Source organism: Dietzia sp. Alg238-R159 (assembly GCF_900537145.1).
Lineage (GTDB): Bacteria > Actinomycetota > Actinomycetes > Mycobacteriales > Mycobacteriaceae > Dietzia > Dietzia kunjamensis.
Window position 1 is genome coordinate 1 of the sequence record NZ_UNRI01000017.1, and the last position, 24,487, is coordinate 24,487.

The 24,487-nt window shown below is 64.5% G+C and carries 27 protein-coding genes and 1 riboswitch; of the genes, 16 read left to right on the plus strand and 11 right to left on the minus strand.

The genetic code is table 11. From position 1 onward, the window contains the following. The 9 genes from G6R20_RS17830 to G6R20_RS17870 form a co-directional block, all read left to right on the plus strand. On the plus strand, nucleotides 1-501 hold a 501-nt coding region (locus tag G6R20_RS17830; protein ID WP_163377219.1), incomplete at its 5' end, for a cadmium resistance transporter. Nucleotides 502-595: 94 nt separating this feature from the next. After that, nucleotides 596-1,045: a metalloregulator ArsR/SmtB family transcription factor gene (locus G6R20_RS17835; protein ID WP_096907574.1), complete on the plus strand. Its 450-nt coding sequence runs from the start codon at nucleotides 596-598 to the stop codon at nucleotides 1,043-1,045. Nucleotides 1,046-1,052: 7 nt separating this feature from the next. Then, the gene (locus tag G6R20_RS17840; RefSeq protein WP_061917639.1) at nucleotides 1,053-1,988 is read left to right on the plus strand and encodes a cation diffusion facilitator family transporter; all 936 of its coding nucleotides are present in this window, start codon (nucleotides 1,053-1,055) and stop codon (nucleotides 1,986-1,988) included. A gap of 292 nt (nucleotides 1,989-2,280) precedes the next feature. Beyond that, the gene (locus tag G6R20_RS17845) at nucleotides 2,281-2,844 is read left to right on the plus strand and encodes a TlpA disulfide reductase family protein (protein ID WP_096907575.1); all 564 of its coding nucleotides are present in this window, start codon (nucleotides 2,281-2,283) and stop codon (nucleotides 2,842-2,844) included. Continuing rightward, nucleotides 2,844-3,698, plus strand: a complete 855-nt coding sequence (locus G6R20_RS17850; RefSeq protein WP_061917644.1) for a cytochrome c biogenesis CcdA family protein — start codon at nucleotides 2,844-2,846, stop codon at nucleotides 3,696-3,698. Before G6R20_RS17845 ends, G6R20_RS17850 begins: the two co-directional genes overlap by 1 nt. A 277-nt stretch (nucleotides 3,699-3,975) precedes the next feature. Then, on the plus strand, nucleotides 3,976-4,617 hold the full coding sequence (locus tag G6R20_RS17855) for a thioredoxin domain-containing protein (protein ID WP_061917647.1): 642 nt from the start codon (nucleotides 3,976-3,978) through the stop codon (nucleotides 4,615-4,617). After that, a complete protein-coding gene (locus tag G6R20_RS17860) occupies nucleotides 4,610-5,242 on the plus strand; it encodes a vitamin K epoxide reductase family protein (protein WP_061917650.1) in 633 nt (210 codons plus the stop codon). Before G6R20_RS17855 ends, G6R20_RS17860 begins: the two co-directional genes overlap by 8 nt. A gap of 260 nt (nucleotides 5,243-5,502) precedes the next feature. Next, nucleotides 5,503-6,063: a copper chaperone PCu(A)C gene (locus G6R20_RS17865; protein ID WP_119192318.1), complete on the plus strand. Its 561-nt coding sequence runs from the start codon at nucleotides 5,503-5,505 to the stop codon at nucleotides 6,061-6,063. Nucleotides 6,064-6,069: 6 nt separating this feature from the next. Beyond that, nucleotides 6,070-7,308, plus strand: a complete 1,239-nt coding sequence (locus tag G6R20_RS17870; protein WP_119192319.1) for a Dyp-type peroxidase — start codon at nucleotides 6,070-6,072, stop codon at nucleotides 7,306-7,308. Between the two features lie 96 nt (nucleotides 7,309-7,404). Here G6R20_RS17870 and G6R20_RS18570 read toward each other — a convergent pair whose 3' ends face one another. The 5 genes from G6R20_RS18570 to G6R20_RS17895 all read right to left on the minus strand — a co-directional run bounded on the left by G6R20_RS18570 (nucleotide 7,405) and on the right by G6R20_RS17895 (nucleotide 13,598). Then, entirely contained in the window at nucleotides 7,405-7,896 is a 492-nt protein-coding gene (locus G6R20_RS18570) for a M23 family metallopeptidase (RefSeq protein WP_232303210.1), read from the minus strand. Between the two features lie 537 nt (nucleotides 7,897-8,433). Then, entirely contained in the window at nucleotides 8,434-10,428 is a 1,995-nt protein-coding gene (locus tag G6R20_RS17880) for a cytochrome c oxidase assembly protein (protein WP_163377220.1), read from the minus strand. Between the two features lie 249 nt (nucleotides 10,429-10,677). Continuing rightward, nucleotides 10,678-11,637, minus strand: a complete 960-nt coding sequence (locus tag G6R20_RS17885; RefSeq protein WP_061917734.1) for an SURF1 family cytochrome oxidase biogenesis protein — start codon at nucleotides 11,635-11,637, stop codon at nucleotides 10,678-10,680. A gap of 82 nt (nucleotides 11,638-11,719) precedes the next feature. Next, nucleotides 11,720-12,445 (minus strand): M23 family metallopeptidase, encoded by a 726-nt coding sequence (locus G6R20_RS17890; protein WP_061917731.1) that lies wholly within the window; start codon nucleotides 12,443-12,445, stop codon nucleotides 11,720-11,722. Between the two features lie 178 nt (nucleotides 12,446-12,623). Further along, nucleotides 12,624-13,598 carry an IS481 family transposase gene (locus tag G6R20_RS17895; RefSeq protein ID WP_119193022.1) on the minus strand — a complete coding sequence of 325 codons (975 nt, stop codon included), beginning with the start codon at nucleotides 13,596-13,598 and terminating at the stop codon, nucleotides 12,624-12,626. Nucleotides 13,599-13,784: 186 nt separating this feature from the next. Between G6R20_RS17895 and G6R20_RS17900 the strand changes: the two genes are divergently transcribed. The 5 genes from G6R20_RS17900 to G6R20_RS17920 all read left to right on the plus strand — a co-directional run bounded on the left by G6R20_RS17900 (nucleotide 13,785) and on the right by G6R20_RS17920 (nucleotide 18,573). Beyond that, entirely contained in the window at nucleotides 13,785-15,026 is a 1,242-nt protein-coding gene (locus tag G6R20_RS17900) for an Nramp family divalent metal transporter (RefSeq protein WP_274542185.1), read from the plus strand. A gap of 691 nt (nucleotides 15,027-15,717) precedes the next feature. Beyond that, nucleotides 15,718-15,931, plus strand: a riboswitch (cobalamin riboswitch). Nucleotides 15,932-15,965: 34 nt separating this feature from the next. After that, the gene (locus G6R20_RS17905; protein ID WP_163377221.1) at nucleotides 15,966-16,706 is read left to right on the plus strand and encodes an energy-coupling factor ABC transporter permease; all 741 of its coding nucleotides are present in this window, start codon (nucleotides 15,966-15,968) and stop codon (nucleotides 16,704-16,706) included. Then, entirely contained in the window at nucleotides 16,703-17,047 is a 345-nt protein-coding gene (locus G6R20_RS17910) for an energy-coupling factor ABC transporter substrate-binding protein (protein ID WP_163377222.1), read from the plus strand. The genes G6R20_RS17905 and G6R20_RS17910 overlap by 4 nt, the downstream gene beginning before the upstream one ends. Beyond that, nucleotides 17,048-17,776, plus strand: coding sequence for a cobalt ECF transporter T component CbiQ (gene cbiQ / locus G6R20_RS17915; RefSeq protein WP_163377223.1), 729 nt, complete (start codon nucleotides 17,048-17,050; stop codon nucleotides 17,774-17,776). Beyond that, the gene (locus G6R20_RS17920; RefSeq protein ID WP_163377224.1) at nucleotides 17,773-18,573 is read left to right on the plus strand and encodes an ABC transporter ATP-binding protein; all 801 of its coding nucleotides are present in this window, start codon (nucleotides 17,773-17,775) and stop codon (nucleotides 18,571-18,573) included. Before cbiQ ends, G6R20_RS17920 begins: the two co-directional genes overlap by 4 nt. 226 nt (nucleotides 18,574-18,799) lie before the next feature. Here G6R20_RS17920 and G6R20_RS17925 read toward each other — a convergent pair whose 3' ends face one another. Further along, entirely contained in the window at nucleotides 18,800-19,846 is a 1,047-nt protein-coding gene (locus G6R20_RS17925; protein WP_163377225.1) for a PDDEXK nuclease domain-containing protein, read from the minus strand. Between the two features lie 101 nt (nucleotides 19,847-19,947). Then, entirely contained in the window at nucleotides 19,948-20,229 is a 282-nt protein-coding gene (locus G6R20_RS17930; protein WP_163377226.1) for a hypothetical protein, read from the minus strand. A 220-nt stretch (nucleotides 20,230-20,449) separates the two neighbouring features. Between G6R20_RS17930 and G6R20_RS17935 the strand changes: the two genes are divergently transcribed. Together G6R20_RS17935 and G6R20_RS17940 are read left to right on the plus strand one after the other, a co-directional pair. After that, nucleotides 20,450-21,010: a hypothetical protein gene (locus G6R20_RS17935; RefSeq protein WP_163377227.1), complete on the plus strand. Its 561-nt coding sequence runs from the start codon at nucleotides 20,450-20,452 to the stop codon at nucleotides 21,008-21,010. A gap of 139 nt (nucleotides 21,011-21,149) precedes the next feature. Then, the gene (locus tag G6R20_RS17940; RefSeq protein ID WP_163377228.1) at nucleotides 21,150-21,464 is read left to right on the plus strand and encodes a hypothetical protein; all 315 of its coding nucleotides are present in this window, start codon (nucleotides 21,150-21,152) and stop codon (nucleotides 21,462-21,464) included. Between the two features lie 85 nt (nucleotides 21,465-21,549). Here the strand turns inward: G6R20_RS17940 and G6R20_RS17945 are convergent, their stop codons facing one another. From G6R20_RS17945 to G6R20_RS17960, 4 genes are all read right to left on the minus strand, one after another. Then, nucleotides 21,550-21,774 carry a hypothetical protein gene (locus G6R20_RS17945; protein ID WP_240341557.1) on the minus strand — a complete coding sequence of 75 codons (225 nt, stop codon included), beginning with the start codon at nucleotides 21,772-21,774 and terminating at the stop codon, nucleotides 21,550-21,552. A 171-nt stretch (nucleotides 21,775-21,945) separates the two neighbouring features. Next, on the minus strand, nucleotides 21,946-22,686 hold the full coding sequence (locus G6R20_RS17950; protein WP_163377229.1) for a hypothetical protein: 741 nt from the start codon (nucleotides 22,684-22,686) through the stop codon (nucleotides 21,946-21,948). A 678-nt stretch (nucleotides 22,687-23,364) separates the two neighbouring features. After that, nucleotides 23,365-23,973 (minus strand): hypothetical protein, encoded by a 609-nt coding sequence (locus G6R20_RS17955; protein ID WP_163377230.1) that lies wholly within the window; start codon nucleotides 23,971-23,973, stop codon nucleotides 23,365-23,367. A 200-nt stretch (nucleotides 23,974-24,173) separates the two neighbouring features. Then, nucleotides 24,174-24,487, minus strand: a 314-nt coding sequence (locus tag G6R20_RS17960; RefSeq protein ID WP_163377231.1) for an integrase core domain-containing protein, incomplete at its 5' end; no start/stop codon positions are given.

Genomic DNA, 24,487 nt, shown 5'->3' on the forward strand with positions numbered 1-24,487 from the left:
GGCCAACGCGGCACCACCGCACGCATCCTGGTCGGCCAGTACCTCGGCTTCATCGGCATCCTCGGCGCCGCAGTGCTCGTCTCCCTGGGCGCGGGAGCCTTCCTGCCCCCGCAGGCCATCCCTTACTTCGGGCTGATCCCACTCGGCTTGGGACTGTGGGCCGCGTGGCAGGCCTGGCGCGGGGAYGATGATGACGACGACGCAAAGATCGAGGGCAAGAACGTCGCCGTGTGGACCGTGGCCGGCGTAACCTTCGCCAACGGTGGAGACAACATCGGCGTCTACGTCCCCGTCTTTCTCAACGTGGGCCCGGGAGCCGTAGTCGCCTACTGCGTCGTGTTCCTAGTGCTGGTGGCAGGACTGGTGGGCCTGGCAAGGTTCGTCGCCACCCGCCGGCCGATCGCTGAAGTCCTGGAGCGCTGGGAGCACATCCTGTTCCCGATTGTCTTAATCGGCCTAGGCGCCTTCATTTTGATCAGCGGCGGAGCATTCGGACTCTGACAGTGCTGACGCAGCGCCCCTGATTGGCTCTCCCCGCTCAATCTCGTACAAGTATTGCGGCCCCTTAATCGCCTGCGCGTGATATTATCGCTCAATGGCGATTAAAGGGGTCCCGGAGGAGTTGGTCGGCGAGCCCTTCCAGCCGGTTGATTGCGGGGCGTACGCGGCGCTGTTCCATGCTTTGGCAGAGCCGACGCGGTTGGCGATTCTTGAGCACTTGGGCAGCGGCGAGCACAGGGTGCGGGATGTGGTTGATCACATGCACTTGGCTCAGTCCACGGTGAGCAAGCATCTTGCCTGTCTTCGGGACTGCGGGCTTGTGACTGTTCGGATCGAAGGTAGGGCTTCCTGGTTCTCGCTGGCGGACCCAACTCGGTTGGAAGCCCTGATCGAGTCTGCAGCGGCGCTCCTGAGCGCATCAGGGACCACGCTTTCGCTGCGCGAGCACCGCGATCTCCATGATCGCGATGCGGCTCAGTGGACCGAGACTGTCATGCGAGTGCCCCAATTGTCGCAGCCATCCACCAGTCGAGGAAAGGTCTGAAACCACTATGAGTGCTGGACACAGTCACGGACCGAGTTCGGAGGAAGCCGCGTCGGCACCGGACTTCCGTAGAAAGCTCGGCATTGCCTTCGCGCTGGTCTTCTCCATCGTCGTTGCTCAGGGTGTCGGCGCCTGGATCACCGGCAGCCTGGCGCTGCTCGTTGATGTCGTCCACTCATTGACTGATTCCATCGGGCTGCTCGTCGCGCTGGTCGCGGCGGTACTGATGGTTCGTCCCTCAAACAAGCGGCGAACCTGGGGTTTTCGCCGCATCGAGGTCTTGGCGGCCCTCGGCCAGGCACTGCTCCTGGCCGGCGTCAGCGTCTACGCCCTTGTCGAAGCAGTCCAGCGCTGGAGCAACCCTCCAGAAGTCGCGGGTGCAGAGTTGCTGATTTTCGGCGTCGTCGCGTTGGCTCTCAATATCGCTGCCGCACTCGTGCTCGCGTCCAGCCGCGGCGCGAACTTCAACATGCGCGCCGCGTTCCTGGAAGTCCTCATGGACGCGCTGGGAACGCTGGCGGTCATCGTCTCAGCCGTGCTCATCATGACCACCGGGTTTCAGCGTGCCGACACCATCGCCGCTGTCGCTATAGCGCTCATGATCATTCCCCGGGCTTTCCTTCTGGTGCGAGAAACTACCCACGTCCTCATGGAGTTCACCCCGGCTGGCCTCGACCTCGACCGGGTCCGAGCGCACATCCTTGCGATCGACCACGTGCGGGAGGTCCACGACCTCCACGCCTCGACTGTCGCCACCGGTCTTCCCACACTGTCTGCCCATGTCGTTCTTGACGATGAGTGCTTCGAGGACGGTCATGCCCCGGAGATCCTCGATACCGTGCGGCACTGTGTGGCCGAGCATTTCCACATCGAGCACACCACCTTCCAGCTTGAGACCCAGCACCACCGAGATCACGAACCCCCGGTCGCGCGGCACCCCTGAAGTACGGGAGATAGGGAACCGAACACGGGTATATGCGCCGACGTCTTGAAAATGCATGATCTAACTCAGTGGAGCCCGCCCGGCCGGCTTCGCCTTGGTGGATGAAGACCTGGTCGGCGCTTGCCCGAGTTCGGTGATCACCGAGCCGGTCAGTATGGTCAGCCACGGTGGGGGTCCTCGAAGGGAAGATGTTGGCATGGCGAGACTGTCCATAAGGCCTAGAGCAGTGCGCGGTCGCCGAAACCGCACTTCCTGCAAGTCCATCGGAACAGTAGCCGCAGCCATAGTCGGCATGCTGACGCTGACAAGCTGCGCGACCGGAGCTGACGCTGTCGCTACCGGCGAGACGTTCGACTTCGTCAGCCCGAATGGCCAGTTGGAGATTTTCTACGACCCTCCGGAGGAGCGTAGGAAGATCGCGCCGATGTCTGGGCCGAACCTGCTCGACCCCGAGATGACCGTGGCCGTCGGTGATTATCCCGGCGATGTGGTGCTGATCAACCTGTGGGGCCAATGGTGTGGGCCGTGCCGAGCGGAGATCGACGATCTACAACGCTTGCAGGACAAGTACGAATCCCGAGGGTTCACCAATGTCGGCGTCAATTTGCGTGACCCGAATCGCGACAAACCCGTTGACTTCGTCAAGGACAACGGGGTCACCTATCCCTCGATCTGGGACCCGTCCCAGGCTGCGGTCGCGGCACTGGACGGTTTTCCCACGTCGGTGGTGCCGGCGACACTGATCCTCGATAAGCAACATCGGGTGGCTGCGGTGTTTCTAGCGGAGATCACTGATTATCAGTTGGAGCCGCTCATCGAGAGGCTGCTCGCGGAGCCGGTCGGGAGCGACGCTTGATGAGCACGGTGTTGCTCGCGCAGTCCATTGGTGAGGCCTTTCAGCAGACAGCGGCTTCCGGCCCACTTCTGCTCGCGCTAGGTGCGTGCATGCTCGCGGGGCTCGTGTCGTTCGCCTCGCCGTGCGTGGTTCCGCTCGTGCCCGGCTACCTGGCCTATCTCGCAAGCATTGTCGGTGCGGAGCGCCCGGCAGTCACAGTGCAGGCGGCAGAACAACGTCGCGCCGCATCGGGCACGCTCACGCTTGAGGAGAAGCGCTACCGATCGTCATCGCGCAAACGCGTGGTTCTGGCGGCTCTGCTGTTCGTGGCAGGGTTCACGGTGGTGTTCGTCCTGCTGTCGGCGATGGTGTTGGGGGCCGTGCAGTATCTCGCCCCCCAGCAGGAGCTACTGCAGCGGCTCGGCGGAGTAGTCACAATCCTCATGGGGCTGGTGTTCATCGGGGTCGTTCCCGTACTTCAGAGGGACACCCGCATGCAGCCCAAAGCTCTGTCGACCTGGGCGGGCGCACCGTTGCTCGGGGCCGTCTTCGCTCTGGGGTGGACCCCCTGTCTTGGTCCGACGCTGGCGGCGGCCTTGTCAGTGGCCGCTGGGACTGGAATCGACGCGGCTCGCGGAGTGCTCCTTATTGTGGCGTACTGCTTGGGGCTTGGACTGCCTTTCGTGGTAGTGGCGTTTGGGTCGACGAGGGCCATCCGCACCGTCGGATGGCTGCAACGACACACCCGGAAAATTCAGATCGCCGGCGGCGTCATGCTCATCATCGTCGGTTTGCTGCTGCTTAGTGGTCTTTGGACTCAGTTCGTGTACTGGCTTCGCGACTTCGCCATCTCCGACACCACGCTGCCGATCTGAGTTAGGAGTGTGCGCACGCAGATTGTCGTCCGGTCGCTGGCAGCCATCATCATCAATGGTCTGTGGGCTGCTCGTATCGGAGCTACCGCTCCCCGAACCGTCGCTGGCACACTGGCTCCGTCATTGCCGCCCACCATTGCTGTCCGTACCTGACCGTGCCTCTGCGTTACCAGAAGTCGGTCGCGAGCCGTCGGCACGCCTCCGGGAATGCTCAGAATTCCGTGCGAGACGGTGTCCGGTCGTCTGGTTGCACAGCCTCTGAAAGTAGGGAAGTCACTTGAGTAAGAACCTGGCATTGTCCTTGGCCCTGATCGGTGTTGTCGGGCTCATCCTGGCCGGCATGCTGGTCTGGAACAGTCAAGACGAGTCATCCCCTGAGGCGGTCGGGGACGAGCCGACCGCGCAATTGGTGCGTGAGGACAGCCCCCGATTGTCCGAGGGTGAGGAAGCAGTATTCGTCGAGTACCTCGATTTCGAATGTGAAGGGTGTTTGGCTCTGTACCCGGTGATCGAGGACTTGCGGGACAAGTACGGGGATCGGGTTGAATTCGTGGTGCGTCACATGCCGTTGCACGATAACTCGGTCAATGCAGCACTGGCGGCGGAAGCTGCGGCCGAACAGGGTGAGTTCGAGGCCATGTATCAGCGACTGTTCGACTCCGTTGACCAGTGGGGCCACCAATCCACTTCCCAGGCGGAAACTTTCGTCGGTTACGCCGATGAACTGGGACTAGATGTCGACCGTTTCCGTGCCGATGTCAACGATCCGGCCACGTTGGCCAGCATCGAACAGAGCAGACAAGACGCTCAAGCCTTCGGAGTTACCGGCACGCCGACGCTGTTTCTGGACGGCCAACGCCTCGAGCCGACAAGCGTTGCCGATCTGGAAGCCAGCATCGAGGCAGCCCTGAATGACTGAAACCGCGGCAGGGTCCGAGGCTGACTTCGCACACGTCCAGGTGGGCGCCCGTCGGCTCGGTGCACTGCTGATCGGTGCAGGGCTCATCGGGCTCGCCGCAGCCATCGTGCTGCTGGTAGAGAAACTCGAACTACTGGTCAACCCTGACTACATACCCACCTGCGACGTCAGCCCGATTCTCTCGTGTGGCTCAGTCATGACCACACCCCAGGCTGAGGCCTTCGGCATCCCGAACCCGATTATCGGAATCGCAGGGTTCGCCGCGGTCGCTGTCGTCGGTGGGGCAGTCCTGGCCGGCAGTGGATTTCGCCGCTGGTTTTGGGTTGGCGCCCAAGTCGGTGTCACCTTCGCGGTGGTGTTCGTCCACTGGCTGATCTATCAAAGTCTCTACGTAATCGGCGCTTTGTGTCCGTACTGCATGGTCGTGTGGGCGGTGACAATCCCGATATTCTGGTACACCACCGTGTACAACCTCCAGCACTTCCAGGGGTCCACGCCGCGATGGGCGCGACAGAGCATTGAGATCGCCACGGGTTACCACGGCGTACTTCTCACCGCCTGGGTTCTCCTCGTCATCACACTGATCGCGGCCCGTTTCTGGGACTACTGGATCAGCTTGATGTAACCGTCAGCACCAACTCCTTGGGCCACTTGAGTGATCCAAGCACCGCGAACACGCCGCTCATCATCGCTCGCGGGGCCGCGCCCGCACACCCGACCGCGCCCAGTTACAGGTGACAGCGCGGAGCATAATACACTGGCACTAACGTTCCGCGGTTCGAATCGCTTCACCATGGTCCTTCATGTGAGTGCGAGGTGCCTGCCAAACGCCGAAGGTGGCCCCAACCTTCCGTGCTGCGGAGGGGGAGAGTTCGAGTGAACACAATGCGCAAATCGGTATTCGCTGCGGCGATCGCCGCCGGTACTCTGCTGCTGTCCGGCTGCACTGCAGACTCCCAGGGCGACGCTACGGCTACGTCATCGGCGCCGGCTGAGGTTGCCCCGCTGGCGGCAGAAGATGTCTGGGTCAAAGCAGCTGACCCGAATGGCGCCGAAACTGAGCATTCCGGTGGCGAGATGAATGGCCAGGCCGAGGTGATGACGCCGGTGTTCGGAACCCTGCGAAATCAGTCCGACTCCGACCTTCGGCTGATCGGTGCTTCTTCCGACGTTTCCGAGCAGGCCGAGCTGCACGAGACTGTGCCCGGCCCGACCGGCGCGGCGACGATGCAGAAGCGAGAGGAAGGGTTTGCGATCCCTCCGGGCGGCGAACTCATTTTGGCGCCGGGGGGCAATCACGTCATGCTCATCGGGCTGCGTGGCCCGATCACCACAGGCCAACAGGTGACGATCACTCTCGAACTCGACGATGGCAACAGCACTGAGATGGTCGTCTCAGGGAGATCCTTCGAGGGGGGCAACGAAAAATATCAGGGCGGGGAGTGAACGACGGTGGCGAGGTCTGACCGTGGTCCACAACTCGGCCGCCGGGGCTTTCTGACCGGTGGCGCCGCTCTGGCCGGCGGCGTCGTAGGATTCGGTGTCGCCGATAGGACCGCCACTTCCAGCTCCGCAGACAGGGCTGTTCTCACCGATTCTCGCGCGGTCGGAGACGCGACGGAGCCATTCTATGGCGACCGACAGGCCGGAGTGACCACCGCGCCGCAGGCGCACGCGGTCTTCCTGGCCTTTGACCTCAGCAAGAAGGCGCACCGAGAGAACCTCACTGGAGTGCTGCGCACCTGGACTCACGACGCCGCCCGGTTGGCGCGGGGTCGAAGCGGACTTGCCGATCTCCAGCCCGAGTTGGCAGAGCATCCTGCCCGACTGACAGTCACCATCGGTTTCGGTCCCAACCTGCTCGGCAAAGTCGGACTGGGCGGCCGCAGTCCGCAGTGGCTTCGACCGCTCCCCGCTTTCCCGCAGATTGACCGTCTCGAGGACAGATGGTCCGGCGGAGACCTGTTGCTTCAGGTCTGCGCGGATGACCCACTCACGGTGGCTCACGCCGCCCGCGTCCTGGCCTCCGGTGTCCGTGGTGTCGCCACCCAGCGGTGGGTCCAGCGCGGATTCCGGCGGGCAGTTGGCACCGATCCGTCCGGCCGGACGCAGCGGAATCTGTTTGGCCAGCTTGACGGCACCGTCAACCCCGCCCCCGCCGAATCCGACTTCGAGGCGCTGCTGTTTTCAGACGGCGCGGAACAGCAATGGATGCGTGGGGGGACGTCGCTGGTGCTGCGCCGCATCCGGATGACGATGAACTCGTGGGAGGAGATCGACCGAAACAGCCGCGAGCTTTCGGTGGGACGAAAACTGGACACGGGTGCTCCGCTCACTGGCACAGACGAGCACGACCCCGCAGACTTCACGGCGATGAACGAGGTCGGTTTGCCCGTCATTCCCGCCGAATCGCATATCGCCCGTGCGCATTCGCGCAACCGAAGCGAGACAATCCTACGTCGACCGTACAACTACGACGACACCCCGCAGCCAGGTGAGATCAGCAACTCCGGACTGCTGTTCGCCGCCTACCAAGCCGATCCGGTACGGCAGTATCTCCCGATCCAGCAACGACTCGCCGAGCAGGACATGCTTAACACCTGGACTGTGCCGATCGGATCAGCTGTCTTCGCCATTCCGCCCGGATGCCAGGAGGGTGGCTATATCGGCCAAGGAGTGGTGGAGGGATAACCGTCCGAGGTACTGGCCAATGGCATCGACAGTCGGTTGACAGCCCGAGGCGGCGCACCGCACACGAGGGCGCCAGCTCCTCAGAACAGTTCAGAGCTAGCTCTGAACGGCAAGCGAATTGTTGGAGTACGGGTCGACGCCCTTCTGTCGGAGCCACTCCAGGGGATCCGCTCGATCTCGTCCCTCATTTGTCCAGACCTCGAAGTGCAGGTGAGGCCCGGTGGAAAAACCGCGATTTCCCATTAGGGCGATTGTTTGCCCTGCTTGTACGCGCTGGCCCGTGGACACTAGGACTTCCTCCATGTGTCCATAAACGGTCATCGTGCCCTCATCCGACATGATGCGCACCCAGTTGCCGAATCCTTGCGCTGGCCCGGCATCGATGACCATGCCCTCGCTGGCCGCCAAGATGGGAGTGCCGATGGCGTTGGCGATATCGGCACCGCCGTGGAGTGCCCCCCAGCGCTGGCCGAATCCGGAGGTCAGCGAACCGCTCGTCGGCATCGCTGCCTTCGGACGACGCGCGGTCTCCTCAGTGACCTGTCGGTACGTATCGATGGCCGTGCCGGTCATCAGCGAAGTGACCATGGAGGCGGCACCTTCGTCCGCGGCGTCCTCCCGTGGGGTGATGGGCTCAGGACTGCCAGGAAGTGGCACGGGCGCCTCTGCCTGGTCAGACGCAGTGGGAGGCACCTCGGGCGCGCTCGGACTGATCGTCGATTGGTGAGCGATCAGGTCGATGTGTTCACCGGAGGCGTCTTCATGCGGGGTGGCCAGAGCGCTGCCCGACGAGGTGACCGCCCCTGCAGCAACCGCGACCACGATGACCCGATCGCGGACGGCGGTTGCCTGGGAGGGGCGGCGATGTTCCCCGCGATGCCGAACCGTACCGTCGAGCCCCCAATGGTCGACTGTGAGCGAGTCTCCGTTGCGGCGAGCGCGCCTTCTCTTCACTGCCGCCGTGTCCCCTCTGTCGCTGCGCCGTGATGCTTTCGTGATCTTACCCGTGCGAAGGTAGTCGAGTCGATTCGGCCACTGCAAACCTCGGGGCAAGATGGCTCCCCCGTGCGAGGGTCGTTTGGCTGCTGCCCGCGGGCATGCGGGGCAGCCTCAAGGAGCTCGGCTTCAGTTCGAGCTCGGGCCCTGCTGTAGCACCTTCTCGGAGCGCGGTTCGGCACGCTTGTCCGCCGTGGCGCGGTGGGCACGTTCCCGCGTCTGTCCTCTACTGGAATGCCATCTGCGACCGAGGGCGAGGAGGACAACCAACAGCATCGCCTCGCCCGCGGCCACGGAGATGCCACCTCCGACTTGCTGATCGCGAAGAAGATCAGGGATCCACGGCAGGTTGAGATCGCTGTACCAAGCCTCGGCGAGGATCGTTTGCGAGTTGATCAGCATAAGCCCGAAAAGGATATGAAACGACATCGAACTCAGGAGTATCAGGAATCTGGTGCGAGGGCTCACAGGTGTGGGTGTTTCATCCACGCCGATGATCACCCAGAAGAACAGGTAACCGCTGACCAGGAAGAATCCGTTCATGAACATATGGCCCAGGTGCTCGGAGATTAGCTCCTCGTACATGCCTCCGAGGTAGAAGAGGTAGAAACCAGCTACGAACTGCGCCCCGACGACGGCCGGGTGGGTGAGAAGCCGGGAGATCGGGTTGTTGATGAATTCGAGCAACCATTCGCGCGGACCGGGCGGATCTGCGGGTGCAGCGGCAGGTAGAGCACGGAGGGCGAGGGTCATCGGCCCCCCCATTGCGAGGAATATCGGCACGACGATGGACAGCAGAATATGTGCGGTCATGTGGGCGGAGAACTCGGCTCTCGCATACATGCCGAAGCCCGAGCTGGTGGTCAGAAAGAGGAACACACAGCCGGCCACCCACGAGATGGTGCGACCGGTCGGCCATCCGATTCCTCGCCTTCGCAGCGTTCGTAAGCCCCAGAGGTAAAGACCGAGCGCGACGACCGCCAGTGTTCCCGAGAGTAGATCGAACCGCCATTGCCCGACGATCGTGGCCATGGTGATCGGCCCGGAGAGTTGGAAGCCGATCAGCGATTCGTGAACGCTCGGGAGGTAGCGAGGTGCCGGCGGCGGGGTGCGGCCCAGAGATACAGCGATGGCCATAGTCGCGGCCATCAATCCAGCCTCAATGCCGGTGATACGAATGAGGATGCGCCGTCGGAGCGGTGCGTCGGGGTCCCGACTGTCCAGATCGGCGAGGATGCGGGCGCGTACCAGCAAACCACACAAGCCCAGTAGGGCCAGGGCGAACAGTTTAGCTACGACAAGCAATCCGTATGTGGAGGTGAGCAGGTCGGACAGGCGCAAACGGGTGAAGAGATTGATGACGCCGCTGAGTGCCATCACCACGATCGCCACGGTCGCGACCGCAGAGAATCGACGCAGTGCGAGCGCGACCTTCTTGCCTCCCCGCCAGGCGTGCACAAGCACGGCGATGAGGCCGCCGACCCATGCCGCGGCGGCAAAGAGGTGAAGGATCAGCGAATTGGTGGCGATGTCGTGCGCCACCGCGCCTGCCGCATGTCCCGTCGCCGCGACCGGCAGCAGTGACAATACGGTGACGGCGAGCCACACCGCCGACCAACGCCACGAGAGGCTGAAGCGCTGGCCGATGCCTGCAATCAAAGCCAGCAACGCAGCCCACCGCCACGATGAGGCGACCTCGATCTGTTCGACGGCGAGAATCCACTGCTCGGGCGGAAGCGAGGCGGATAATGGTTTGCCCGAAGTGTCCGAGAGGGTGAGCAAGATGAGCAGCGCGGCCGAGGCCGCCCATGCCAGATTCGCCCACGATGAGAGTCGCTGTGCGCGATACCCGGCCACGTCGAGGGTCCCATCGGGTGCCGCAGGTGTGAAGAACACCGCGAACATCGCGGTGCCCACCGCGACTGCGCAGAGCAATTCGGCGACTACCCGTGTGGCAGGTAGCCCGGCAGTGGTGAGGATCCCAGGGTCGGGAATACCCAAAAGGACCAGGGCCTGGGCTGTTGATAATCCGGACAGCATGACCGCTAGAGCGGCACCGATGACGAGCAGGACCAGAATGACCGGCCAGACAGGTCGGCGCACGCTCGCCAGAGGAGAACTCATGGGCTCATCATAGAAAGCTCAACCCCGAGAACCGGAATGGACGAAGGGGGATCGCGACCAAGGGGTCCTGCTGTCGGCGGAGCCAGGGAAATTAGCGGGGCCCGCCGAGGCCGTCGCCAACCAGGCTTCGGGTTGCACCTCGAAGGCCCCGGAGTCGTTCGAGGTCAATCGAGAGGTCGATGGGTAGCCGCCTGGCGGGACACGGCGACGGAAAGGAAAGGTTCGGTCAGCACATTGAGGCAGCAGCACTCAATAATCGAGACGGTTACCTTGTCGCAGATGGCGCCGTCGTTCCGCGTCGAACCTGGTGCCGTAGCGATCGCGAACAGTCTTCTCGATGAGGCGCTCATGCGAGATGGGTCCGCTGGCGGTAGTAGCAACGGGACGGCCTGATGCGTCGGTAGCAGTATTGTCACCGTCGTCGGTCCGCCCCTGGGGGCCCTCGCCGGCGTCGTTTTCGAGGTCGATGCCATCGGCACGGTTGCGGCGGCGCTCTCGGATGTCGCTCCACAGGAAGTACCCGAAGCCAACTGGTGCTAGGACCCCGAACGCGAGCCACTGCAACCCATAGGACAGGTAGCTGCCCGCCTCGATGGACGGCGTCGGCACCGGCTCGAGCGACCCGGGTTGGTTTCCGGGGAGTTGGAGGTGATGCGGCACGAGGTCGAGGCCCACAAGCGGACCTATTGCGGAGGTTTCGACATTGCGCACCATGTGTCGACCATGCAAAACGATGGGCTCTGCTGGCGCATCGGTAGCCATTCGGAGCCTGGCGGTGATGGTCACGGGATCAGCCGGTACCGCAGGGTAGTCCGGCACCGAATTGTTCTCGCCGACTGGAACCCACCCGCGATTGATGAGAAGGTCAGTGCCCTTCTCGGTTCGAAAGGCGGCGAAGACCTGGTACACGGCTTTACCGTCGACCGCTCGTTGGCGTAGTAGAACTTCTGCCTCCGGAAGGTAGCGGCCAGTCGTCGTCACGAGGTGCCACTCGGACTGCTCCAGCGGAGTGTTGCCAGTCGTCAGCTCCGCCAGCGGCACCGGATCGGCCTCGATGCTCTCACGGAGTTGTGAGTTGCGTGCCTGTAGATCCTCATTCTTGCCCAACTGCCACGGTGCAAGCAGCGTGAAACACGCGTACACAAAAAGCGCGACGGCGATAACGGCGATCAGCCATCCCGACGTGATCGCACGAAAGAACCTCTGCACGCCGTTCACGGTAGACCCGGGACCAAAGCGGTCAATATCTGGGACCTCCGGTTCGCCGAGACCGCCGCGGTGGGCGCATCCGTCAGATGATGACACCGTTCGTCGCAAGCCACGACACCGAGTCGATCCACTGGCCGGCGGGGTTCTGCACGCCCAGGTGCAGATGCGGGCCGGTCGAGTCACCCCGGTTGCCGACTTCGCCGATCACCTGGCCGGCAGTGACCCGCTCGCCCACGGACACGTAGTTGGCGTTGTTGTGGCCGTACTCCAGGAGGTAGCCGTCGTCAGTCTGGATGCGGATCCACAGCCCATAGCCGGCGGCGGGCCCGGAAGCCACGACAGTGCCAGACTTGGCCGCGTACAAGGGAGTACCGATTGGAGCGCCGAAGTCGGTGCCACTGTGGTTGGAGCCCCACCGGGGGCCAAAGCTCGAAGTGACAACACCGTCGGTCGGCTTGTGTGCGTCGACGCTGCCAGGCAGCTGCAAAGAACCGAGCCCGAGCTGATCTAGCCCGGGAATCTGGCTGGCGTACGCGCGGACCTGCTCGGCCCCGATGCCGTGCTGAGCGCCGACCTCCTGGACCATCTGTCCGACCTGGTCGAGATCAGACGATTGCGCGGAGGCGGTAGGCGTGGCGCTCAGTGCTGCACCGCTAGCAATCGCCGCACCGGCCAGGGTGGTGGCAGCCATGCGGCCGATTCCCGCAGAGTGGCGGGCCCGATGCCGGCCGGCAGGGGACGCAGTGGTCTCGACACCGAGCGAGACCATGAGATCGGCGAACGGTACAGCCCGCGAAGAGTTCGACATGCTGATTCCTTTGACGTGGTGATGCTTCCGGCTGGCCGCGGGCGGTCTCCGATTACTCTCGAAACGGTAACAGTTTCATATCGTCTTGTCTTGCGCGATCTCCGGAGACTTGAAACATCGCAGGTCAAACCGTTGCTGGTCCGTGCGCTACGGTCGATCTGGCCATACGTCTTGGTGGCTAGGTGTACTGCCCACGCAGGTTGTGTACGCGGTCTGCGGGTGAGGCGCCTCGTAGCGCGGTGTGGCCGCGGTGGAAATTGTAGTGGTGCAGGAACGCCGGTAGGCGAGCCGCGCGGTCGGATTCGCTGACGTAGGCAGCGGCGTAGGCCCATTCTTCGAGCATGGTGCGGTTGTAGCGCTCGACCTTGCCGTTGGTCTGCGGGCGGTACGGGCGGGTTCGCTTGTGCTTGATCTCCGGGCCGAGGGCGTCGGCGAAGGTGTGGGAGCGGTAGCAGGAGCCGTTGTCGGTCAGGACCCGGCGCACGGTGATCCCGGCGTCGGTGAAGAAGGCGTGGGCCCGGTGCCAGAATCCGGCGGCGGTCTCTTTGCGCTCGTCTTCTAGGAGCTCGCTGTAGGCCAGACGCGAGTGGTCGTCGACGGCATTGTGGATGTACCAGTAGCCCATCCCGCGTTTGCGGTCACGCTTGCCCTTGGCGCGGCCCAAGATCTTGTGTCCGCCGCCGTCGGGGATGCGGCCGAGCTTCTTGATGTCCACATGCACCAGATCGCCCGGCGCCTCGTGCTCGTAGCGATGCGGGCGCCGTGTGTGTGCCCTGACCGGGGCGCCGGTGGCCGGGTCGGTGAACGCCAACCTGACGCAGCCGTAGCGGGACAGGATCTTGTGCACCGTGGACGGTTGCATGCCCAGGTGATAGGCGATCCGGGCCGGGCCCCACCGGCGGGATACGCGCAGACCGAGCACGCGGCGTTCCCGCCGACGCGGCGTCTGGGTCGGGCTGTGGTGCGGGCGGCTGGAGCGGTCGACCATGCCGGCCTTGCCGTACTCGCGATACCGGTTCACCCACTTGCGCACGGTGCCCACCGAGACGTTGAACCGCTCGGCGGCGCGGAGACGAGTCCAGCCGTCCTCGACGACACACCGAGCCAGACGCAGTCTTCCCGTCGGAGTCAGCGGGGCGTTAGCGTGGGACATGAAGACCTCCGTTGTGGATGTGTTCGCTTGGTCGCTTTCACACCTCACACGGAGGTCTTCCTCATGTCATCCCGCCATGCCGACCGGAGACACAACGTCCGTGGTCAGTACAGCTAGGCGACAACGGGCTCGGGTAGACGTCCGTCCGAAGAATGTATGAGGGAGTGGAATAAGGGGGCTCGTACAGTGGGGACACAGACAAAACTGCAGCTGAGAGCTCGGGGATCGGGCCGAGCATGGCTGTTGGGCCCGGCCCTAGTCGCGGGTGTGGCCTACCTTGACCCTGGAAATGTTGCCGTCAACATGTCTGCCGGGGCTCAGTTCGGGTACTTGTTGGTATGGGTGCTTGTTGCGGCGAACGCAGCGGCGTGGCTGGTCCAGTACCTTTCGGCCAAGCTCGGGTTGGTTACTGGGTCGAGCATGGCTGAGCTTCTCGGTCAGCGCATCGCCAACCGGGCATGGCGTGTCCTGTATGGGTTGCAGGCCCAATGCGTCGCGATCGCTACCGATGTCGCTGAAGTCATCGGGGGCGCCGTCGCGCTGTGGATCTTGTTCGATGTCCCCCTTGTCGCCGGTGCTGTTATCACGGGAGTCATCTCCACAGGGCTTCTCTTGCTGCAAGCTCAACGTGGAGCGAGAACGTTTGAGTTCGCGATCATCGGCCTCATGCTCGTGATCGTCATCGGGTTCTGTTACGGCCTGTTCATTGCTCCGCCCGAGCCTGGTGCAGTACTAGGTGGCATGATCCCCCGCTTCGACGGCGCCCAATCGGTGTTGCTGGCAGCAAGTATTCTCGGGGCAACGGTCATGCCGCACGCAATCTACGCGCACTCCTCACTCGCCCGTGACAGGTTCGGTACAGAGAGGACCTACCCGCTTTCCCGGTTAATCAGGGCAACTCGGGTAGATGTGACTATCGCGTTGACGATCGCCGGGTCAGTGAACCTAGTGATGCTGCTTGTGGCGGCATCAGTGCTCCCCGGAGTGGCGGGCACTGAGACTATTGAAGGGGCTCACGCTGCGATCGAGAACACCCTCGGCACGACAGCCAGTCTTATGTTCGCAATCGCGCTATTGGCTTCAGGGCTCGCATCAACTGCCGTTGGCGCCTACGCGGGCAGCGACATCATGGGGGGCCTGTTTCGTACCCGGATGAAACTCCTCACCCGCAGGCTCATCACCATTATCCCATCCATTATTGTGCTAGCAGCCGGGGTTGATCCCACGTACGCGCTGATTCTGAGCCAGGTAATTCTGTCGTTTGGCATCCCGTTTGCGCTGGTGCCATTGGTGTGGCTCACTTCCCGAAAATCCCTCATGGGCGCCTCGGTCAATGCGCGCGAAACAACATTCCTGGGCTGGGCGATCGCTGCTGTAATCATTGCTTTGAATGTCGCGCTGGTGGCTCTCGAGACGGGAATTGCCTGAGTTACACCACCCTATGGTGCACCATTGTTGCTGCGGCATGTTGCACCGTCCGGAGGGGCTCCGCGTGGTGCGAACGCGTGGTATGAAACACGAGTCTCGACAACGGTCCGCAGGTGGCGACCTGCTCCACCATTCCGTCATTTCCCTGCGGTCAAGGTGGCGCAAGCAACGAAGCGCAGGCCCGAGATCCACCCACGCGCAGGTCGCGCTGGGGTTGACCGATACGAATGTGGGGAACGGTTCGGTGGGGTACAGAGTTCGCGCGATCGGAAACTCGACACCATTAGCTTGTCATAAGATAAATTATCGGCGCGTTCAACGTGCAGGTCAGAGGCGGTGCCTGACGCCCCCAAACTGTGATAAGGTTTTAGGGTTAAGATAGCGATCTACGCGTCCGCGCGCGGCACGGCGTCCCCTGCGCATCGGGCTTCCACACCAGCTGGCGGACGACGTCCGGACGCCGTGCCCAAGGCGATCCGACCGGTTTCGCGGGCGATCGACTCGGGCCTCGTGCCCCTCGGCTCAGCGCTGGGGGGAGCTCAGACCGCAGCCGATCAGCCGACACGTGGTGAGCATAGAACACACCCTGATGTCGGCTCGCTGCTGCAGATGCCTACCCGAGCGAGGGACGCGGACGAGGTCACGCGGACGGAGCGTCTATGGGAGGTGAGTTCTCCTGGGCGGCGGGGGTTAGGATCTGCTCAGCTGCGGTGTTCGGGAACCCGGTGTGAGACCGGGGCGGCCCTCGCCACTGTGAACGGACGATGCTGCTGGTCCTTTATGTCACTGCTCGCACGCGTTGTGTGGGTGGGAAGGCGGATCGGCGGCGATCCGGTGCGTCCCTGACGGGGGTCTGCCGGTGGAGTCCGCGAGCCAGGAGACCGGCCGTAGCTTCCACCACAAGTGCCCGCGAGGTGACGGGCAGAGAGGTTCGAAGAAGTGCATATTGCAGAGGGTTTCCTTCCCACGGCCCATGCCGTGGCATGGACGGCCGTCGCGGCGCCGTTCGTGATCCACGGCGCGCGCGAGGCCATCAGGACCGTCCGTCAGACACCGGAGGCGGGCGTCCTGCTCGGCGTGGCCGGGGCGTTCACGTTCGTCATGTCTGCCATCAAGCTCCCGTCGGTGACGGGCTCGAGCTCGCATCCCACCGGGACCGGGCTGGGCACGATCATCTTCCGTCCCCCCGTTATGGCCTTCGTCGCCACCGTGGTGTTGATCTTCCAGGCGTTGCTGCTGGCACATGGCGGCATCACCACGCTCGGCGCAAACGTGTTCTCCATGGGAATCGCTGGACCGTGGGTCGCCTACGGTGCGTTCGTCCTGTGCCGACGGGTCACGGTGCCGCTGCTCGGCGCGGTCTTCGTCGCCGCGTTCCTGGCGGACCTGGTGACGTATCTCGTCACCAGCGCGCAGCTCGCCCTGGCGTTCCCGAGCGCCGAACACGGCCTGTGGCACTCGATGGCCGAGTTCCTGGCCGTCTTCGCGATCACCCAGATCCCACTGGCTGTTGTTGAGGCACTGATCGTGGTGGTGATCGTCAGCGTGCTGCTGCGAATCGCCTCCCGTGAGCTCAACCTAGTGGGCTTCTTTCGCAGGGCGCGGCTGGGCGGGGCGGGAAGCTTCGCCGGTCTCGGGGACAGTGGCGACCGGGTTGAGAGCACGGAGTCGGTGCGATGAGCGGGATGAAGCATCTCAGCGTGTGGGTGCTGATGGGAATGGTCGCCGCGGCGTTCGCAGTCGCTGTGTTTTCCCTGGTCTACGGCGCAGGGGCGGGTGGCGAGTTCGAGGGCGCGGACGGGCAGGCGGAAGGAACCATCAGCGAGATCGCTCCCGGCTATGAGCCGTGGTTCGAGCCGCTTCTGCCCGAGCTGCCGGGGGAGGTCGAATCGGGAGTGTTCGCCCTGCAAGCCGGGATCGGCGGCGGGATTGTGGGATACGGACTCGGCGTCTTGCGGACACGCAGCAGACAGCAGCGCGACCAGGCGAAGGCGACGACCCCAGGCCCGACCGGGCACTAGGTGAACCCGCTCGAACTCGCGGCGTCCCACAACCGCTGGACGGACCTCCCGGTAGCGGAGAAACTGCTGCTCTTCGGCGGTCTGCTGGTGGCAGCACTGCTCGTGCCGCCACCAGTGGGCCACGCCGCGATCCTGGCCGTCTGTTGCCTGTGCGCGCTGGCGCTGGCACGCGTCCCCGCCAGGATCTACCTCGCGGCGCTGCTCGCCCCCGTTGCATTCCTCGTCCTGGGCACCGGTCCCCTCGTGCTGGACGTAGTGGGCTGGCGACTGGTGGTGGATCCGTCCGGGGTCGATACCGCCTGGCGGACGGTGAGCCGGGCCATCGCCGCGACGGCCGCCACCATCACCCTGGCGTGCACCACGCCCGTCGCCGACCTCTTGGCCGCCGGCCGGCGGGCCGGACTGCCCGCCCCGCTGGCGCATATCGTGGACACCACCTACCGACTCATCGGCCTACTGCTCGACTCCACCCGCACGCTGCGACATGCCCACGACCTCAGACTCGGGCAACGCACCGCCCAAGCCGCGATCACCTCTATCGGAACGCAGTTCGCCTCCGTCTTCGTCCTGTCGATCAGGCGGGCACGGGCGATCGACGACGCCATGGCCATGCGCGCCGAACGCGGCCACACCGAAGTTCTCACCGAAGCGACTCCAGTTTCGGCCGCCCGCGTGCTCGTGATTTGCCTGGTTCTCGTGTCTGTGTTGCTACTGGGGGTGATGACGTGACGATCTTGGCGCTGCGCGGTGCCCGGTTTGGCTACCGACGTCTCGACGCCGCCGACGACCACCCCCACACCGTGTTCGACGGCGCCGATCTGACGATCTCCGCCGGGGCGAAAGTGGCGCTTCTCGGCGGAAACGGCAGTGGTAAGACCACCTTGATGCGGCTGCTCGTGGGCCTGAACCGCCTCGAGGCCGGGGACCTGGAGCTGGACGGGGAACAGGTCCGGGACCGCCGCGCCGACCGCACACGCCTGCGGCAATCGGTGCAGATGGTGCTCCAGGAACCCGACGACCAGATCTTCGCCACGACCGTGCGGGCCGACGTCTCCTTCGGCCCCGTGAACCTCGGATTGGACCGCGACGAGGTGGCACACCGGGTCGACCAGACGCTGGCAGCGCTGGGAATCACTGACCTCGCCGACCGCGTCCCCCACCATCTGTCTTTCGGGCAACGCAAAAAAGTGGCCCTGGCGGGTGCGCTGGCAATGCGGCCCCGCGTCCTGCTCCTCGACGAACCGACCGCCGGCCTCGACCCGATCTCTTGCAGCGAGCTCCTCGCAGCGCTCGAAGGTCTATGCAGCGCGGGGACCGCGATCGTCATGGCTACTCACGACGTCGACCTGGCCTGGGCCTGGGCGGACGAAGCAGTAGTCCTGTCGAACGGAACCCTCACCCGAGGCCCGGCGCACCGGCTCCTGCACGACGAGAAACTTCTCGCCGCAGCCAGGCTCACCACCCCATGGGGCGCCGCGGTGTCCCGGCACCTTGCCCGCACAGTCCGACAGCCTGGTGACGTGTGACCCGGAAAGTTGCGCCGCCTAGGCGACTCAACTCCGACCGCCCAGCCAGATCGCAGACCGGGCTCTCAAGTCGCCAGTGGCGCACCGAACGACGTCCCCGATGGCACCGGTCGAGTCTGCGCTGCTGGAAATCCGACAACCTTAACTTTACATAGTATAAGTTATCGGCGTTAACATAATGGCTGGTCGGGCCCTGTTTTGGGGCTACGGTGTGTTCCAGCGTTGTTTACGAGTGGTCTTGGTCGTTCTCGGTGATTTGGGCCAGGGCTGCGGTGAGGTCGTCTTCGCTGGGTAGTGCCTCTTGCTCTGCGGCGGGTAGGGCCTCATAGCTGAAGGTTGAGACGGCCAGGGGTGCGCCGGCTTGGTTCAGTGCGTAGCGGACGACACGATCATTGCGGCTGCCGCAGACCAGGATCCCGACAGTTGGGGCATGCGAGGCGCGGCGCAGGCGATCCTCGACCAGGGCGACGTAGAACTGCAGCTGTCCGGCGTGTTCGGGTTTGAACTTGCCGGTCTTGAGTTCGATGACGACGTACCGCAATTGCTCGACGTGGAAGAACAGMMGGTCAGCGTAGAAGTYCTCGCCGCCGACKTCKMWGTGCACTYGTCTTCCCMYKAWRGCKRATCCCKSKMCGAGMTCGCGCAGCGTATCGACGAWCCGGTCGGTCAGGGACTCCTCGAGSTCMCGYTCGGCGACCTCGCCGGACAGGTCCAGAAAATCAAGGATCAGCGGGTCCTTGGCGATCTGCTGGGCAAGCTCGGAATCTTGCGCAACAAGCTGTTGCGCAAAATTCGACGGAGCCGCCCCGCGGCGTTCGAGGGCGCTGCTGGCGATCATGTTGGCCAGCACGTTGCGCGACCAGCCGTGCTCGACGGCCGCGGCTGCGTACTTGTCTCGATCGTCCTGAGCGCTGAGCTTGTCCAGCAGGACAGTCACGTGCCCCCAGGGCAAGTACGCAACAGGCTGTTGCGCGATTGGTCCGGCAGTCCAGGCGCCGGCGAAGGTCGCCATGTACTGCAGGTTTCGGGCAGAAAAGCCCTTCATYTGGGGAAACTCGGCCCGAAGATCCTCGGCGAGCCTGCGAATCACACCGCTACSCCACCCCTGCCGGGCGCTCTCCTCGCGCACAGCCTGTCCGATGGACCAGTACAGCTCGATCAGCTGGGTGTTGACCCTTCGCTGCGCGGTGACCTGTGCTCGTCGGACCCTGTCCTTGAGATCCTCGACGAGGCGCCCATAGTTGGATGGCAGGTCCAGGTCCCGGGAGKTCACCCGYCCATCCTGACAAGTTTACCCCGGCACGCTGGATAGCAACCGGCTGCAGATGTGCCAGGCCCGTCAATGGCGACTCGCCGGGGCCKGGCCCTCAAAGTTCAATCCCTGCCGGCGGGAAGAGCCTTCACCGCCTGGCTCAGGGCCAAGCCGAGGCCGCCGCCGATGAGGCCGGCGCCGATGGCGCCTCCGGCGACCATGGGCAGGATCGCCGACGACGCCAGGACGGCGACTCCGGACAGTCCCAGGCCTGTCACGCCGGAGGCGATGCCGACGAACGTCCCCGGACGGCCAATGTAATGTCCGCGACCGGCGGGCACGGCGACCATCACGGTCACCGCGATCGCGCAGTACGCGCACACGCTCAGAGTGAGCGCGAGCATTGTTGCATCCACAATCTTCTCCGTTCAGTCGTTGGTACGTGGAATTGTCCACCCGGCTCATGTCGCCGCCGGTGTGCTCGCCGCCGGACGCCGGGCGCCTTAGCAGCGGTCAGCGCTCGATCCTCGACATGGGCGCGGGCGTCACCTAGAATGGGTAACGTCGGAAACAAAACACGTTACCGATTACCGGTTACCGGACGCTGAATCTGGAAGGGCTGCCATGTCGACGTCGGAGAAGATCGCTCACGCCTACGGCGTACTCGTCGCGCGGGGGGACAAGGTCACCGTGCGGGCGGTGCAGAAACAGGCGGGGGTGCGGATCGGCGAGGTAGCGGCGTGGATGCGCGAGCACGCCACGGGCGCAGCAGGCGAGGTTCCCGAGGCCCCGGACTTGTCTGAGCCGATGTCGGCGATGGTGGCCTCGGTGTGGGCGGCGGCGTGGAAGCGCGCCGCCGAGCAGGCAGACGAGGCCACCGCGGTGGCGCTCGATGCCGCGCGCGCCGGCGAGGCCGACGCCCTCGCCGCGGCGGAGACCGCCACCGCGCAACAAGCAGACGCCGACGCGGCCCGAGATGAGGCGGTCCGGGACGCCGAGCAGCTGCGCACCGAGCTGGCCCAGGTCSGCCAGCAACTCGAGACGATGCAGCGTCAGGCAGAGCAGGCGCGCGTCCAGGCCGAGGAGGCCGACCGCGCCCGGGTGCGCGCCGAGGCCACCTCGGACACCTTGCGTGAACTGTTGGATGCGTTTCGTTCTTCCGCACAGTCCCCCGAGGACAGGTAGCGATCCGCACCGTGATGGTCTTGTCGTGTCGGACCGGGCGAGCACACTGACAAAGCAGGACAGGCAACGAACAAGCGGCCCGGAGCTCCGCCGGTTGAGTTCGGGTCGTAACAGCCGGAACGCCAACACGGGAGGTGTCATGTGGGATCTACAGACCGCGGTACAGGCCGTGGCGGTGGTCGCGGTGGCCTCGCTTCTGGTGCCGCCGTTGGCGCGCGGCATCGGAGGCATCTGCGCCGTGATCGGCTTCTGTGGGGTGGTGCAGTCGAGCTCCTGGGCGCCGACGGTGATGGCGTTGGGATTGGTGGCGTGGTTCGTCGGTCACTGGTCGTTCGCCGTGCGCAACGATGTGCATTACCGGTCGCGTCTGGCGCTGGTGGTGATCGACAAGACGCCGTTGCGGTGGGCGATTCCGCGCTACTGGCAGCTGCGCCGCCAAAGACGCATCGCGTAAGCCCGCTGACACTTCCCACCCGACCGAAGCAGCAATGGCCCCACCTCTTTGGTGGGGCCATTGCTGTAGGTGTTTGGAGACGATTCTAGAACAGTGGCGGCTCTTCTAGCGGTGCGGTGTCGCCGCAAGCTTGGGCGTAGGCCTTGGGGTTCCAGCCGCCGGCGACCGCGTCGCGGACGGCGAGGGAGCGGGCGTGCCGGTCGTGGCGTTCGGTGGTGTTGCGGATGATGCCGGTGCGTCCGCAGGCGACCGCGTAGAGCAGGTTCGCTGATTGGGTTGAGGCGATGAGATGGTTCGGGTCTACGCGCACGCACAAGGGTTCGTTGCAGCGGTGCTCACCGATCGCCTCGGCGGTCAGTTGGCCGGCGACCAGGAGCGCGAAGCGGTGTGCGTACTCGGTTCTGCTGACGCCGCCTTGTCGCCAGGTGATGGCTGGCAGACCGTAGGTATTCGGGATGTGTGCAATTGGCGCGGTAGCTGCTTAGTTAATCGTGTCGCCGTAGCAGGTTAAATCCAGGTCGAGAGGCGCTTGGAGGGCCTCGAGCTCGGTGTGGGCGAGGAGGTCGTGGATGAGGTTTTGGTCGCCGGCGATGATGGTTGAGTCGAAGTCCACCTCGGTGGCTAGATACCAGGACTGATCGGCGGGCCACATAGCGTTCGGATTTGGCCACGGGACCGGCCTCACGCGTGACACTGCGGATAGATCACCTCGTACGACGATTTGCTCGCGTCCACCGAGCCGAAATCGCGGCGGGTCAACCTTCGGAAAGAATGTGCCGTCGTTGACGTTGATGCGTCCGTTGCCTTCCCAGAAGCCGAAGAAGACATCGTCGGCGGTGTCGGTGTGCTGGGTGAGAATGTCGGCGACGATGTGGAATTGCGTGGTATCTAACTGCCCGATCGACGGTGCGTACCCGTTCCACTCCGCGTACAGGTCCCCGGAACGGGTTTCTGCATCGTTATCGGTGGTGGCGCTGCCGATGAGTCGATGCCATTGCACTCCCGGGTGGATGATCGCACCGGTGTGAGCGGCAATATCGGCCCAGCGAAGCGGTGGGCGGTCTGGGCCGCCTTGTGGGTCGGGGCGGTGCAGGATGCGGCAATGCGCCGGGTAGCCGTCGGGAACGTGCATCGTCAGCTGGCGGTGAGTGCCGGTGAACCGCGGCAGAAGCCACTCCAGTTCGGTGGGATCGTCGACCGGTGCGGCGCCTTCTATCCACATTTGTAGCCCCTCGAATCAGCGATAGACGGTTCTCCTGGCTGCCACGTGTCACCACAGCACCCACGGGCGACCAGCAGTGTACGCAGCGAAGATACGGGTCTCGATCGCTTTCGGCGGTTCGTTTGCAGCTAGACCAGTGCGGATGGTGTCGGCGATGGCGCGGGAGAGGCCGGCGGTTCCGCGGGTGTCGGCCAGGGGGCTGTTTGGGCCGTGTCGGCGGGCGAGGTATTCGGTGCGGTTGTCGCCGGCTGTGCCTAGGCGTAGGTGGTGGGGGTTGGTGCAGCCGGCGTAGTCGCAGCGGTGGCACAGGATGGGGTCGGTCAGGGCGCTCCAGCCGAGTCGGTCGATGATGCCGTGTTCGAGTTGGTAGGCGTACAGGTGCGCGGGGACGGTGCCGCGGCGGGATAACCCGGGCAGGCTGGCTGGCTGCGCGGAAGGATCCGTGTCCGGTGGAGGAGATGGCGCCGATCCAGGGCCAGCACTGGTCAGTGCCGCGGCGGTAGCGCTTGTTCTCGAACCTCTGCCGGGTGGTGGGGTCGCTGAGCCAGACCCGCCACAGCTTTGCTGGGGTGCGCACCGGGCGCGGGTCGCCGAGCAGGGAGAGCTGTTGGGTGTCGGTTCCTTCGGGTAGAGGGAACAGGGCGGCGGTCATGGTGGCCTCGAGGGGTCGGGGAGCTGTTACCGGGTGGGGTGAGGATAGGTGTCGCCTCCGACATCGGCGTTGTCATCCTCGAGCCGTGCGGCGAGGTAGACGCCCTGGTCGCGGGCTGCCAGGGCGCTCCAGCGCAGGGCGGCGGCGATAGACAGGCCGAGCAGGTCGGCCAGGACAGAGGCGGGTAGGTCCGCGGCCAGGGCCAGCAGCGCGCCGCCGCGGGCGGCGCGGGCGTCGAGATCCAGGTCATGGTTGAGAAGCCGGGCCAGGCGGCTGGGGTCGAGATGGGCTGCGTTGCGGCCGGGGAAGAGCCAGGTCGGGGTGTCTGGTGGGCGGGGATCGTCGATGGGTGCCGGTTGTGCTGCGAGGTTGGTGACGAGGGTGGCCAGGACTGGTGGCAGTAGGACCGGGTGGTCGCGAAGTGTCAGGTAGGTGTCGTCGCTTGCGGTGGTGATGTCCTCGGCGCGTAGTGCTGCGATTCGGATGAGGTTTTGCCCGAACAGCAGGACCAATGCGCCGGCGACACGCATGCGCAGGTCGAGGGAGGGGTCGGTGAGGCACCGTCGCAGGAGTTGCCACCGGGTGTCTTCGTCGAGGACGTGCCCGGGAAGTCCCTCGGTGCCTAGCCACGGCACGTGGAGGTCTGTGGTGAGCCCGCGTCCAGCGGTCCAGGTCAGGAAGTCGCGGACCCGGCGGCGGGTGGTGGCGCCTTGATCGAGCCAGGAGTCGACGTCGTACTGGGTCGCTTGGGCGAGGTCGGTGTCGCGGTCTTGGAGCCAGTGCAGGAAGTCGGCGGCGCATCGGATGTGGTTCCCCCCGAATCGTGGAGGGTTTCCTAGGCGGCTTCCGGTTCGGTCGCCGCGGCGGTCTCGTAGCTGATCGGGCTCACCATTCCGATCGTGCTGTGTCGTCGGTCGTGGTTGTAGAACCCGTAGCACCAGTCCAACACAGCGGCCCGGGCGGCGCGGGTGTTTTCGAAGGTGTGTTGCGACAAAACTTCCCATTCCAGCGAGCTGAAAAATGCTTCGGCGGCAGCATTGTCAAAGCACGATCCGACCCGCCCCATCGATTGGCGAATAYCGAGGTCTTGGCATAGTTTCGTGAACGCGTGAGCGGTATAGGTGCTGCCCCGATCGGTGTGAAATATGG

Bases quoted from the DNA above. Each gene is read 5' to 3' on its own strand.
- G6R20_RS17930 (WP_163377226.1), bottom strand. From the start codon at position 20,229: ATGCTCGCGCTCACTCTGAGCGTGTGCGCGTACTGCGCGATCGCGGTG.
- G6R20_RS17940 (WP_163377228.1), top strand. From the start codon at position 21,150: ATGTGGGATCTACAGACCGCGGTACAGGCCGTGGCGGTGGTCGCGGTG.
- G6R20_RS17880 (WP_163377220.1), bottom strand. From the start codon at position 10,428: ATGAGTTCTCCTCTGGCGAGCGTGCGCCGACCTGTCTGGCCGGTCATT.
- G6R20_RS17835 (WP_096907574.1), top strand. From the start codon at position 596: ATGGCGATTAAAGGGGTCCCGGAGGAGTTGGTCGGCGAGCCCTTCCAG.
- G6R20_RS17895 (WP_119193022.1), bottom strand. From the start codon at position 13,598: ATGTCCCACGCTAACGCCCCGCTGACTCCGACGGGAAGACTGCGTCTG.
- G6R20_RS17950 (WP_163377229.1), bottom strand. From the start codon at position 22,686: ATGTGGATAGAAGGCGCCGCACCGGTCGACGATCCCACCGAACTGGAG.
- G6R20_RS17865 (WP_119192318.1), top strand. From the start codon at position 5,503: ATGCGCAAATCGGTATTCGCTGCGGCGATCGCCGCCGGTACTCTGCTG.
- G6R20_RS17860 (WP_061917650.1), top strand. From the start codon at position 4,610: ATGACTGAAACCGCGGCAGGGTCCGAGGCTGACTTCGCACACGTCCAG.
- G6R20_RS17910 (WP_163377222.1), top strand. From the start codon at position 16,703: ATGAGCGGGATGAAGCATCTCAGCGTGTGGGTGCTGATGGGAATGGTC.
- G6R20_RS17845 (WP_096907575.1), top strand. From the start codon at position 2,281: ATGCTGACGCTGACAAGCTGCGCGACCGGAGCTGACGCTGTCGCTACC.
- G6R20_RS18570 (WP_232303210.1), bottom strand. From the start codon at position 7,896: ATGGTCACTTCGCTGATGACCGGCACGGCCATCGATACGTACCGACAG.
- G6R20_RS17890 (WP_061917731.1), bottom strand. From the start codon at position 12,445: ATGTCGAACTCTTCGCGGGCTGTACCGTTCGCCGATCTCATGGTCTCG.
- G6R20_RS17840 (WP_061917639.1), top strand. From the start codon at position 1,053: ATGAGTGCTGGACACAGTCACGGACCGAGTTCGGAGGAAGCCGCGTCG.
- G6R20_RS17850 (WP_061917644.1), top strand. From the start codon at position 2,844: ATGAGCACGGTGTTGCTCGCGCAGTCCATTGGTGAGGCCTTTCAGCAG.